The organism is Hymenobacter cellulosivorans (assembly GCF_022919135.1).
Lineage (GTDB): Bacteria > Bacteroidota > Bacteroidia > Cytophagales > Hymenobacteraceae > Hymenobacter > Hymenobacter cellulosivorans.
The window spans coordinates 2,706,394-2,718,978 of record NZ_CP095049.1 but is presented as its reverse complement, the minus strand read 5'-3'; the positions used below and the strand labels follow the sequence as shown (position 1 = coordinate 2,718,978).

Annotated in this window: 10 protein-coding genes; 6 read left to right on the top strand and 4 right to left on the bottom strand. The window is 60.1% G+C overall.

What is annotated here, in order from left to right; translation table 11 throughout:
- Nucleotides 1-137: 137 nt before the first annotated feature.
- The 4 genes from MUN80_RS11520 (at nucleotide 138) to MUN80_RS11505 (ending at nucleotide 2,694) form a co-directional block, all read left to right on the top strand.
- Nucleotides 138-695: a hypothetical protein gene (locus MUN80_RS11520; protein WP_244723941.1), complete on the top strand. Its 558-nt coding sequence runs from the start codon at nucleotides 138-140 to the stop codon at nucleotides 693-695.
- 17 nt (nucleotides 696-712) lie between these two features.
- Nucleotides 713-1,222 carry a hypothetical protein gene (locus MUN80_RS11515; RefSeq protein WP_244723938.1) on the top strand — a complete coding sequence of 170 codons (510 nt, stop codon included), beginning with the start codon at nucleotides 713-715 and terminating at the stop codon, nucleotides 1,220-1,222.
- Nucleotides 1,223-1,231: 9 nt separating this feature from the next.
- Nucleotides 1,232-1,744: a hypothetical protein gene (locus tag MUN80_RS11510; protein WP_244723935.1), complete on the top strand. Its 513-nt coding sequence runs from the start codon at nucleotides 1,232-1,234 to the stop codon at nucleotides 1,742-1,744.
- Nucleotides 1,745-1,806: 62 nt separating this feature from the next.
- Nucleotides 1,807-2,694, top strand: coding sequence for a DUF2911 domain-containing protein (locus MUN80_RS11505; protein WP_244723932.1), 888 nt, complete (start codon nucleotides 1,807-1,809; stop codon nucleotides 2,692-2,694).
- 92 nt (nucleotides 2,695-2,786) lie between these two features.
- Here MUN80_RS11505 and MUN80_RS11500 read toward each other — a convergent pair whose 3' ends face one another.
- The 4 genes from MUN80_RS11500 to MUN80_RS11485 all read right to left on the bottom strand — a co-directional run bounded on the left by MUN80_RS11500 (nucleotide 2,787) and on the right by MUN80_RS11485 (nucleotide 9,436).
- On the bottom strand, nucleotides 2,787-4,499 hold the full coding sequence (locus MUN80_RS11500; RefSeq protein WP_244723929.1) for a sodium:solute symporter family protein: 1,713 nt from the start codon (nucleotides 4,497-4,499) through the stop codon (nucleotides 2,787-2,789).
- 579 nt (nucleotides 4,500-5,078) lie between these two features.
- A complete protein-coding gene (locus MUN80_RS11495) occupies nucleotides 5,079-5,771 on the bottom strand; it encodes a phosphatase PAP2 family protein (protein WP_244723927.1) in 693 nt (230 codons plus the stop codon).
- Between the two features lie 259 nt (nucleotides 5,772-6,030).
- Nucleotides 6,031-8,655, bottom strand: coding sequence for a PIG-L family deacetylase (locus MUN80_RS11490; protein ID WP_244723924.1), 2,625 nt, complete (start codon nucleotides 8,653-8,655; stop codon nucleotides 6,031-6,033).
- 73 nt (nucleotides 8,656-8,728) lie between these two features.
- On the bottom strand, nucleotides 8,729-9,436 hold the full coding sequence (locus tag MUN80_RS11485) for a hypothetical protein (protein ID WP_244723922.1): 708 nt from the start codon (nucleotides 9,434-9,436) through the stop codon (nucleotides 8,729-8,731).
- A gap of 296 nt (nucleotides 9,437-9,732) precedes the next feature.
- Here MUN80_RS11485 and MUN80_RS11480 point away from each other — a divergent pair, with 296 nt between their 5' ends.
- Both MUN80_RS11480 and MUN80_RS11475 read left to right on the top strand, forming a co-directional pair.
- A complete protein-coding gene (locus MUN80_RS11480) occupies nucleotides 9,733-11,403 on the top strand; it encodes a S8 family peptidase (RefSeq protein WP_244723920.1) in 1,671 nt (556 codons plus the stop codon).
- Between the two features lie 261 nt (nucleotides 11,404-11,664).
- A complete protein-coding gene (locus tag MUN80_RS11475; RefSeq protein WP_244723918.1) occupies nucleotides 11,665-12,483 on the top strand; it encodes an MOSC domain-containing protein in 819 nt (272 codons plus the stop codon).
- Nucleotides 12,484-12,585: the final 102 nt, after the last annotated feature.

Genomic DNA, 12,585 nt, shown 5'->3' with positions numbered 1-12,585 from the left:
ATTGGCGGAGCTGTATATTAATGGACGACCTTATTCGCCTTCTATTTATTAGTAAGTCAGCATATATTTTATGCTTAGCTTTTACTATCTAACCACTTAAAAGCAATTACTAGGATACAGCGTAAACTGATTTCATCTTGGGTAACATCCCTCTTGATACAAGCCAGCTACTTGAAGTCGCACCCTGCGCCGTTTCCTTTGCCGAGTTTCAGGCCATTCACCAGCAGCAGCAGCGGTTGCGCTACCCCGAGCAGCCCACTCCCAAGCCCGAAACGTCCGACTCCTGGAAAGTGAAAGTGCAGCGCTGGGCGGCCGTGGTAGTAAGCGGCTTAGCCGGTGGACTCTGGTTCGGGCCGGGGCACTGGGTAACCTGGCTGGTACTAGTGACTCTCTTCACGGTGCTGGGCTTGGCGCATCAGTGGTGGGATTACCGCCGGGCCTATCGGCAAGGCCCCGTCCGGCAGCGGCCCACCAGCTTCTTGGTAGAACCGCCCGGCGTACACGTCACGCAGGATGGCACGCAGCGTTTCTTTTCCTGGGCGGAGTTGTACAGCGTGCAGATAGTAGGTAGCTGGGTGCTGCTCTACACCTCGGTGGAGCACTGCTACTACCTGAACCTGGAGCTGGTGCAGCCACCGGCCACAGCCGCGCAGGTACTGGGGCTGCTTCCTGAACCCGTGTTGGCGGCGAAATAAGCGTACTTTCGGCTTCTATGCAGCCCCTTGTTTTTGCCGACGTTCGGATTTCTTACCCCGAGTTTCAGAAGATTAATCAGCAGTTTGCCCTCAAAACCCGGTGGTTCCGATTTTTGCTGCTGCCCGCTCTGGTCGGCTTCGTGCTCTGGAACACGCCCACCGAGGCGGAAGGCGCTACGGCTACCGGTGTGCGGGTGGGCGCGACGCTGCTGGTGATGCTGGCCTCCATGGGTTACGCGGTATTCAACTTCAACCGCACCCTGAAAAAGCAGTACGCGGCCAGTCCGCTGCTCCAAGCTACGGCCACATACACCCTCACCGAAGCCGGAGTGCGCGTGGAAAGTCCTATCTGGCGCGGCACTACTGCCTGGGGCGCCTTGCGGGGCTTCCGCCACCTGAACGGCTGGATCTACCTGGTCAGCAGCTCGGCCGGGGGCTACCTGCTGAATCCGGCCTGCCTGCTGGCTCCGGCCACCGAGACCGACGTGCTGACCCTGCTGCAACGCCACGGGTTGCGTCCTCTCTAACTTTCTTGCATGGCTCCTTTCGTCTTCCCCAACGTGCGGACTTCCTTCCCGGAATACGCCCGCACCAGCTTGGTTTTCACCTTTAAGAGCAATCCGCTGCTGTGGGTTATTCTGCTGCCCGTCTTCAACGGCTTGTTTGCGCTGTATGTGCTGCTGACCGGCCAACGCACGCTGCCCGAACTCTGGGACGCCAACAAGATGAGCCTGCTCATGCTGCTCTTTGTGCTGGGCTGGCCCGTGCTGCTCTGGCGCAGCCTGCGCAAGCAATATGACGCTTCCCCGGCCCTGCGCTCAGGGGCCCGGTACACGCTTTCGGATGAAGGAATGGCGGTGCTGCACGCCCTGGGGCACGAGGACTACACCTGGTCCGCCGTAACCCAGGCCTGGCACATCGGCTCCTGGCTGATTCTGCTGACGTCCCAGAACGTGGGCTACTTTCTGAACCTGCGGGAGCTGGCCGGGCCTGCACAGGCCACCGACGTGCTGGCCCTGCTGCGCACCCACGGGGTGAAGGTAAAGTAAGCGCGCAGGGTTGAGCTCTAAATACGTATTTTTACCCGTCTAAACTCCACAATCCTCTCTGTATGCTCTCTACTTCTCTGCTGAAGTCTTCTTCCCGCACCCTGGGCGCTACCCTGCTCGTGGGCGGCTTGCTGCTGGGCGGCGCGGCCCAGGCCCAGATTTCTACTCCCGCGGCCAGCCCCAAAAGCACCGTAACCCAGCGCGTGGGCCTCACCGACGTTACCATTACCTATTCCCGCCCCAGCGCCAAGGGCCGCACTGTATTCGGTTCCCTGGTGCCGTTTGGCAAACGCTGGCGCACCGGCGCCAACCAGACCACGACCATCAAGTTCTCGGACGACGTGACTCTGGAAGGCAAGAAAGTACCCGCCGGGGAGTACGGTCTCTACTCCATCCCGAACAAGGCCGAATGGCTGGTAGTGCTCAACAAAAGCACCAAGCAAGGGGCCGACGTAGACGGCTTCAAGGACGACCAGGACGTGGTGCGCTTCTCGGCCAAAACCTACAAGCTGGGCACCAAGGTGGAAACCTTCACCATCGGTTTCTCCGACATCACGCCCGCCACGGCCAACGTGGACATGCAGTGGGAGCTGACCGGCGCCAAGTTCAAGCTCGGCACCGACGTGGACCCCAAGGTAATGGCCCAGATTGATGAGAAAGTGGTGAAAAACGCCAATGCTTCCGCCAACGACATGGCCGCGGCCGCCGTGTACTACCTCGACAACAACAAGGACATGAAGCAGGCCCTGGCCTGGATTCAGAAAGCCAATGAGAAGGACCCCAAGTTCTGGAACGTCCACACGGAGGCTAAAATCAAAATGAAGCTCAAGGATTACAAGGGCGCTACCGCCTCGGCCGAACAGTCGCGCAAGCTGGCCCTCGACGCCAAGAATGCCGACTACGTGAAAATGAACGAAGACCTGATTGCCGAAGCCAAGAAAGGCAAATAGTCAACGGCTCAAAATAGTAGCAAAAAGCCCTGGTCAATGTAGTTGGCCAGGGCTTTTTTATGCGTCCTTGCGAGGAAACATGACAGGCGGGGTTATGCTGGGTGGACCCGGGCTTTACTGGGTTCAGGGCTTAGCTGCTGCAGAAGCAGCCCTAGCAGCATGACCAGGGCACAGCCAATGATGTTGTACCAGAGGTAGGCAATATCGGTGGTGAAGAAGAGCAGGAAAATGAGCAGCTGGGTGATGATGGCGGCCCGGAAGACGGCGCGGCTGCCAATGCGTTGCAGGAAAAAGGCCACGACGAAGATGCCCAGAATGGTACCGTAGAAGATAGAGCCCAGGATGTTGACGGCCTGAATCAGATTTTCGAGGCGGGCGGCAAACAGGGCGAAGCCGATACCGAGCACACCCCAGCCGATGGTGGCCCAGCGCGAGGCACGCACGCAGTGGAGCTCGTCGAGGTGGGGCCGGGTGGGGCGGTAGAGGTCGATGATGGTGGTGCTGGCCAGGGCGTTGAGGCCGGCGGCTGCCGAACTCATAGCGGCGCTCAGCACCACGGCGATAAGCAAACCCACCAAGCCGCGGGGCAGATACTGTAGCACGAAGGTCAGGAAGACGTAGTCGGTGTCCTTGGCTTCGGCGGTGGGAGCAGCTTGTTTGAGGAAATCCTTGGTTTCGGTGCGCAAGCCCTGGGTAGCGGCCTGGGTGGTTTGCAAATGGGCCTGAGCAGCGGCAATCTGGCCTTCGTCCTGGGTTTGCAGGGCGGCTACCAGGTCTTGGGTAGCAGCGCGCTGGGCGGCAAACAACAGGGTGTGGCGCTGCTCCAGTACCTGCAGCTGCGGGGCAAACTGCGGGCTTTGAATTATCTGCTCCCGTACCGGAATGTTGAAAGTAAGCGGGGGTTGGTTAAACTGGTAGAACACGAACAGCAGCACCCCAATGAGCAGGATGCCGAACTGCATGGGCACTTTGACGAGGCCATTGAAGAGCAGGCCCAGGCGGCTTTCGGTGATACTTTGGCCCGAGAGGTAACGCTGCACCTGACTTTGGTCGGTACCGAAGTAAGACAGGGCCAGGAAGAGGCCGCCGGTCATGCCGGTCCAGAAGTTGTAGCGGTCCTTGGGGTCGAAGTGGAAGTCGATGAGGTTCATCTTGCCGTGGAAGCCAGCCACCTGCACCGCTTCGCGGAAACCAACTCCCGCGGGCAGGTAGTGCACCAGTAGGTAGCCCGCCACGACCATGCCAGTGAAGATAACGCCCACCTGCCACTGCTGGGTAACGGCCACGGCGCGGGTGCCGCCGGCCACGGTGTAGCTGATCATAAGCCCCCCAATAAGCCAGACGGTAAGGCTCACGTTCCAGCCTAGAATAGCCGACAAGACTAAGGCCGGGGCGTAAAGCGAGAGGCCATTGGAGAGGCCGCGCTGCACCAGAAACAGGATGGCAGCCAGGGTGCGGGTGCGCCGGTCGAAGCGGGTTTCGAGGTATTCGTAGGCCGTGAAAACTTGCAGACGCTGGTAGATGGGCACGGCCACGGCGGCAATGAGCACCATGGCCAACGGCAAACCGAAGTAGAACTGTATGAAGCGCATCCCATCGTCGTAGGCCTGGCCGGGAGTGCTCAGAAAGGTGATGGCCGAAGCCTGGGTGGCCACGATGCTCAGGCCGATGCCCCACCAATTGGCCTGCCGGCTGCCGAGCAGGTAGGCGTCCAGGGTTTGACCGGCGCTACGGGTGCGCCAGGTGCCGTAGCCGACGATAAACAACAGGGTGCCGCCGAGCACCAGCCAATCGAGCAGGCTCATGCGAAGAGGCGGGTGAGGTAGAGGAACAGGGCCAGCTCTAGACCAAGGGCGGTCAGGACCAGGACGTACCAAGCCCGCCAAGAGGGCAGCAGCGGCGGTTTCTCAGAATCGGGGGCGGCGGGGGGCAAGGGCGGCAAGGGTTAGAGAGCGGAATCAGGGAGCAAGATAACAGGGCAACGGGTGAAGGACAGCGGAAATGTGGGAAGGTTGGCTGGCGGACTGCGGATGACGGGTGGCACATGGCAGGAGCTAGCTGTCTGCCGGTAGAAAGCACCTGGCCCACGGCCGGAGTTGTCTGACTGAGGGTAGCTGCTAGCTGGCAGGCGGCAGGAGGCACCGGGTCGGCTCCTCTCCTCCCCTTGCAGATTGTACCAACGGGCAAAAGCCCTGTACTGCCACAGTAGTACAGGGCTTTTGCCCGTTGGTTGAACTTTGGCCCTGAGTCCAGGGAGACCCAGCCGCTTGGTAGGCGGAATACTTTACGTACTAAGGCGAGGTTGGCAACGTCAGCACGCGAGAAGATGTCTCGCCAGGGCTCGACATGACGTTCTTAGGCCTCTTTATACTCCTTACCGTTTTTTAGTCTTCGACTGTGGCGGGAACCAGGGCAGGCTGGGAGCCGGCCAGGGCGGGCAATTGGGCGAGCTGCCCGGAAAGAAAGGTAAAAAGCACTACCAGCCAAACCGAGAAAAGCACGTCGGATAAGTAGTGCATGTCGAGAATGAGGCGGCCAAGGGCTATGAGGGCCGGGAAGAGGAGCAGCGGCAGGCGGTGGCGTGGGTAGGCGACGGCCAAAGGCACGAATAAGCTGCAATACACGGCCGTGTGGGTGGAAGGGAAGGAGCCGGTGTGGGGGGCATCGTGCCAGAAGCCCAAATCGTGGTAGGAGCCGGTGAATAGGGCGGCGGGGCGCAGGCGGAGCAGCACACCCTTGAGGACCCGGGCCGCAACCATACTCAGCTCATGAGTGAGCAAAAGCACCAGAAATAAGCCGGCGGCGGGACTGCGCAGCACCCAGCGGCAGAGGATGAACCCAAGGCCAAGGGCCAGGAAAATCAGGGGAATGCCCAGCAAATGAGTCTTGCTCAGGTCGTGGAGCCGGTCGGCGCGGCTGGTTAGGGCCTCAAAGAATGGCCGGGCCGGGGCGCAGTGCTCGTGCAGGAACAGGGCCAAGGGCTGGTCGAAAAAGGGAATCAGCAGCAGGCAGGGGGCGAGAAGCCCGATACTCAGGCGCAGGAACTGGCGCGGGGTAAGCAACGCGGGTGCGGGCATAGGCTGAATAAGCGGGTTGGTGGAGCTACCCAGTTGAGCCCTGCAACCATACCTAGCTGCTGTTTCGTTCATTTGCCCCTTCTCCCCATGTCCTTGGAAGGCACAACGTGAAGCCGTCCGTCCTCTGCAATGTACCCAGCCTTCTAATGTAAAAAGCCCCTTACTCCAGCTGGAATAAAGGGCTTTCTGGGTAAAGGTCAGGCCTTACTACGCAGAGGACGGACGGCTTCGGCTTTGCCTCACCAGACACGAGTTTTTTCTACTTCCCGAGTGACACCATGTTGGTGAGCAGCCGGTAGGCGCCGGGAACGCCGGCGGGTAGTTCGCGGAAGAGGCTGAGCCCGGTGTAGATGTAGTGGCCACGGCCGTAGTCGGCGACGAGGATGGCGCTTTCCTTGGCCGCTTCGCCGGGGTCGTGGCTGCTGATGACGGTCTGGTATTTGGGGTCCCAGGAGCTGGGATAGTAGAGGCCCTGCTCCTGCACCCAGCCCTCGAAGTCCTTGGCGGTGATTTTATTGGGTGTGTTCAGCAACGGCTGTTTGGGGTTGAGGAAGGTCACGGCGGCGTTTTCAACCGTCACCCGGTCACTGCTGAGCTTGAGCGGGTAGGGTCCAATTTCGGGCAGCACGGTGCCGCGGTTCACCACATACTGCACCACCACGTTGCCCCCGTTTTCGACGTACTTGAGCAGATTGGGCTGCAGGGTTTTGAGCCTATCAACGGTGTTGTAGGCCCGCACGCCCAGCACGACGGCGTCGAAGCGGCGGAGGTAGTCGGCGCTGAGGTCCTCGGGCTTGAGCAGGGTCACGTTGTAGCCGATTTGGCGCAGGGCGTCGGGCACTTCGTCGCCGGCTCCCATGAGGTAGCCGATTTCCTGGCCCTTGCGCTTGAGGTCCAGCTTCACGAGCGGGGCCACGGCTTCGGGAAACAGCGTCTGGGTCGGAATGTGGTTGTACTGGATAACCTGGTAGCCGCGGGAGTATGCCTGGCCGTCGACGGTGGCCACGGCGCGTACTTCGGACTTGCCTTCGGCGGCACCGGGGCCGGGCTGCACCTGGAAGAAGACGGTTTGCTCGCCATCCTTATTAGCCAGGTCGAAGGCGGCGGTGGTCGGCTCGGCTTTCCAGCCAGCGGGCAGGGCTAGGGTCAGAGAGCCTTTCACACCAGCGCGGCCGGCGCGTAGGGTCACAGGAATGGTTTTGGGCGCGTTGTCGGCGAAGACGTAGGCCCGGCCGCCGATGTTGACAGCTACAGGAGGCACGACGGTGAGGGGGCGGTACTTCTCCCCTTCTACCGGGTCGGTGCTTTTGTATTGAACGGGGATTTCGTAGAAGATGTCTGCTCCCGCTACGGAAACTACAACTGCTAAACCAACAGCATTAGGAGTTTCAGGCGAGCCGATAAACTGGTATTGCGTTAGCGAATGATATTCATCCGGCAATGTGCTTAATCCTCTACGGCGAGCAGCGGTGGACATTGCAGCATCACTCCCAGAGGGCAAGCTTAAAGTTTCCGGAACACTATACATCCCAACTGTACCGGGTTTCCGCAGCCAATAAGGCTGAGCTACTTCTTCGAAAGGATTTAGTTTCACCTTTCTCTTTAGAATCATCGGCTTTCCAGGTGGCAGGCTTATACTAGTATCAAGGCGAATAAAATCTCCATAGATACCCGTCATTTTCACAGGAAGAGCCGAACGATTTAATGCCTCTATATTCAGCTGCAAATGTTGCGAGGCGGCAATGGCGGCTTCGGAAGCTGTTGCTTCTATATATAAACCGAGGCAGGCTTTTATCAGATTATCTACCTGTTCCCTCTTCTCATGTTGCCAAAATGATAAATCAGGAGCATTTCCATTCCAGGCAACTGATTTGACAGCTAATGCCGACCGCACCTTCAAAAGCCCAGCTACACTAGCACTTGGGTTACTCGCGTCATACTTGCGAATCACCTCGTCAATCATTTTCCCAATAGCCGCGCCACCGGGCACCCGGTTCCAGCTCTGGTCAATGCCTTCGAAGGGGTCTTTACTGGCTTTGTTGCCTTTTACCTGCTGCAAGTATTCCAGGGCCTCGCCGCGGGTGGCAGCCGAGCCGAAGCCCTGGCTTTTGTGCTGGGAGCGGCTGCGGGCGGCAATCTCGCCGTAGCTCTGACCCAGCAGCGGGTTGTAGCCGCCGGCGTCGAGCTTAAGGTAGCCGTCCATGTTTTCGCCGGGCTTCACGAAGAAGGAGCCGGTGTTCCAGAACAAACGCTTGGGCTGCCACACCTGCACGTATTTCAGCTGCTCGGGGAAGCGCTTGGGGTCCCCGGCGGCGTCGAAGGCTTCGGCGGCCAGGATGGCGGAGGCGGTGTGGTGGCCGTGGCCGGCGCGAGCGTCGGGCGGGAAGCGGGTGATGAGTACGTCGGGCCGGCGCTGCCGAATCACCCAGACCATGTCGGCCAGCACCTGCTCCTTGTCCCAGATAGTGAAGGTTTCCTCGGCGGTTTTGCTGAAGCCGAAGTCGTTGGCGCGGGTGAAGAACTGCCGGCCCCCGTCGATGCGGCGGGCCGCCAGCAGCTCCTGGGTGCGAATCACGCCGAGCTGCTCGCGCAGCTCGGGGCCGATGAGGTTCTGGCCCCCGTCGCCGCGGGTGCAGCTCAGGTAGCCGGTTTCGAGCAGGCGGCCGTTGGCCATATAGGCAATCAGGCGGGTGTTTTCGTCGTCGGGGTGGGCCGCCATGTACATCACCGAGCCCAGCACGTTGAGCTTTTTGAGGCCCAGCAGGATCTCCGAGGAAGTGTAGGTTTTGGGTGCCTGGGCCTGGGCAGTGGGCAGCCAGGAGCCGCAGGTCAGCAGAAGCAAAGCCGTAGCGCAGCGGGCCACGGAAGAGGAAAAGAAGCGCATAAGCGAACAAACCGAATTAGGGCCGTGAAGTTAGCAGACGGCTGGGCACCGTGGTGTTTTTGGGTTCGTTCTCCTACAACGTGCTGAGCCGGGCGCTGTCAATGATTTTCCAGCCCTGGGCCTGGCGCTCGTAGATGAAGATGGAGTCCCAGCCCAGGCTTTGCTGTGCCTGCCCGCGCACGATGAGCACGTAGCGGCCATCGGCCGAAAACAGCGGCAGGCTGGCGTAGCTCACAAAGCGGTCCTGCTGCGGACCGTGGTTCCACTCCTCTATTTCCTGCCGAATCTGCTCCTGTCGCGCCGGGGTCACAAAGCGCACCTGCCGGGCTAGGTTGGGGCTAAGCGTATCGGCGGTGCTGCCTACAAACACGAACTGGCCGAGCAGCTCCGGCCGCCAGACAAAGCGGCGCTGGGCGGCAGTATCAAACTGCAACACCTGCCGCCGAAACTCGCGGATTACGGCCGGGGGCGTATCCAGAAAATAAGCCGATGCAGTGGTGGAATCAAGGCCGGGAGCCAGCTTATCGGCAATGCGCTGATCGAGGCTGTAGGGCTGGCGGCTGAAAAATGCCCCCCCGTCGCTGCGCACGTCGTAATGGTCCTGGATAGAGAGGCTGATGGTAGCGCGCAAAAAGGCGTGGCAGGCAGCTGGGTCGGGCGTGGTCAGGGCGGGCTGGCGGGCCGGGGCGGGCTGCTTGGCGGACTGGCTTACAGGCGGTTCGGGGCCCGAACAGGCGCCAAGCAGAGTAGCGGCACCCAAGGCATATAACAGAATTCTCATGGCGGAATACGCTTTCTACAGGCTGGAAAGGCCGGTAAGATAAACCTTGCGCCGAACGAAGTAATCCACCCCGGGCCGTTAGGGCCAAGTAAGCGGACTATTCTGCTTCAGCCAATCTCCGCCCTGCTGACTCTTGAGAAGCCGACGAACCCAAAGTTGCTGTCGTTCCCCGGGAACATATAGCGGTACGATTATGGTTTGGGGAGCTGAAAACCGGCTGACGCGGCAACGATTCCAGCGAATTAGCGTCAGTAGCCTATCTTTCCCCGCAACTTCTCCCCTCGACTTATTGCCGCATGAGTGCATTTCCCCAATCTTTTCTGACTTCTCTGGGTCTGGCGCTGCTCGTGCCGGCCGCTTCTTTTGCGCAAAGCGCGGCCCCGGCCACCACGCCCCCGGCCGTGGTGCAGCAGTGGACCCACCTCGACCCGCAGAAGGACAAGGTAATGGGTATCAGCACCCAGCGCACGTACGACGAGCTGCTCAAAACCCGTTCGGCCTCGCCCGTCATCGTGGCCGTTATTGATGCCGGCATCGACACGACCCACGAGGATTTGAAGCGGGTGCTGTGGAAAAACCCTAAGGAAATCGTTGGCAACGGCATCGACGACGACAAGAACGGCTACATCGATGACATTCACGGCTGGAACTTCCTGGGCAACAAAGACGGCCGCAACGTGGACATTGACCTCTACGAGGAAACCCGCCTGGTTGCCAAGCTCAAGCCGCTCTACGAAGGCAAGGTGCGCACGGCAGTGCCCGCCGCCAAGCGCGCCGAGTATGACCTCTACCAGAAGGTGAAAAAGGATTACGCCGACAAGCTGAAGGAAGAAACCGAGCAATACCAGGAGTACCAGCCCCTGGCCGAAAACCTGGCCGGCATCAACGAGCAGCTCAAGACCGTGCTGGGCGTGCAGCGCATCGACACGGCCGTGCTGCGCCGTCCGCCGGTACAAAGTCTCGACGCCCGCCTGCGGCCCAAAATCGAGCAGCTTACAGCCCAGCTTTACGAAAGCCTCAAGTCCTCGGGCCTGCCCGACCTCGACGCGGTAGTAAAGCAAGTGCAGGAAGGCACCGTCGAAACCAAGAAGCACCTCGACTACTCGCTCAACCTCGATTATAAGCCCCGCGCCATCGTCGGCGACGACGAGGACAACGTAAAGGACCGTAATTACGGCAACCCCGATATTACCGGTCCCGACGCGCTGCACGGCACCCACGTGGCCGGCATCATTGCCGCCGACCGCGACAATAACCTCGGCATACAGGGCGTAGCGGGCTCCTCGGTGCGCATCATGGGGGTGCGGGCTGTGCCCAACGGCGACGAGCACGACAAGGACGTGGCCAACGCCATTCGCTACGCCGTCGACAATGGGGCTCAGATTATCAACATGAGCTTCGGCAAGTACTACTCGCCCCACCGCGACGCCGTGGAGGATGCCATTCGCTACGCCTCCTCCAAGGGGGTGTTGCTGGTGCACGCGGCCGGCAACGAGTCAAAGAACGTGGACGTGGTGACGCACTACCCGGCTCCAGTGCCGCTCACAGGCACGGCCTACCCCAACTTCTTAACCGTAGGAGCCTCAGGCAGCACCAATGATGCCCAGCTCACCGCCAACTTCTCCAACTACGGCAAGAAAGTCGATGTTTTTGCTCCCGGTGTAGGTATTTATTCCACTATGCCTGGCAGCAAGTACGGCAACGAAAGCGGCACCAGTATGGCCGCACCCACGGTAGCCGGGGTTGCGGCCGTGCTCAAGTCGTACTTCCCCCAGCTCACCGCCGCCGATTTGAAGCGCATCATCATGCAGTCAGCCCAGCCGGTGCATACCAAAGTACCCGTGCCCGGCGACAAGAAAACCGTCGACTTCACCCAGCTTTCCAGCACCGGCGGCGTGGTGAACCTCTACAAAGCCGTGCAGCTAGCCACCCAGCAAACCCAGAAAGGCAGCAGCTCCGGTCAGTAGAGTTGTTGATGCGAATGCGGGAAACGTGCTGATTACCGCCTGTCCTTGCGAGGCTGTAGCTGAAGCCATCCGTCCTCCGCTTAGTACGACCTGACCTTTACCCAGAAAGCCCTTTATTCCAGCCGGAGTAAGGGGCTTTTCTCTTTAGAAGGCTCCGCATAGCTCAAGGGACGGACGGCTTCGGCCTAGCAAGGACACGAGGAACATTAGCACCTCTGCACATTCAGCCACATTCGCACATTAAAAAATTACCTTTGCGGCATGACTGCTGCTTCTCTTGTCCTCTCTGATATCTACATCTATCCTGTCAAATCCTTGGGTGGCATCCGCGTGACCGAGGCTACGGTGGAGCCCCGCGGCCTGCGCCACGACCGGCGCTGGCTGATTGTGGACGAGCGGAACCAATTCATGACTCAGCGGCAGACCTCCGAAATGGCCTTGCTGAAGGTACTGCCCGCCTATAATGGCTTTCTGATTACTCATTCGGCGCGCCCAGAGATGCTGCCGCTCTACGTGCCCTTCGAGGCCACGCCCGAGCGCACGTTGTTCGTGACTATTTGGGACGACATGGTTTTTGCCTGGCGCGGCACGCCCGAAGCCGACGCCTGGGTAAGTGAAGCCCTAGGCCGCTCCTGCAAGCTGGTGTACATGTCGGATATGGTGATGCGCCCCACCGACGACGGCGAAGTGCCCGGCAACGTGAGTTTCGCCGATGCCTATCCGTTTCTGCTGGTCGGCCAGGCCTCTCTGGATGAGCTCAACAGCCGCCTGCCGGAAGCCCTGCCCATGAACCGGTTCCGGCCCAATTTGGTGTTTGGCGGCGGCCAGCCCTACGAGGAAGAAAGCTGGCGCAATTTCCGCATCGGCGAACTGCTCTTCGAGGGAATCCGGCCCTGTGGGCGCTGCGCCGTAACGACCATCGACCAGCAAACGGCGCAGAAAAGCGCCGAGCCCCTGCGGACCATGGCCCCCTACCGTACCCAGGGTGGCAAGGTCATGTTTGGACAGAACGTGACGGGACCCGGCAGTGGCACGCTTCGCCTCGGCGACACGCTGGTGGTGCAGAGCACGCTGGCTTAAAACGGGATTTGGGAGACTTTGGGAAGGTTTAACCCGTATTTGGGCTCACTCAGCGCTCAAACGGGGTTTTCGGTCCTAAAACTGGCGCTGTCAAAAAGTTAC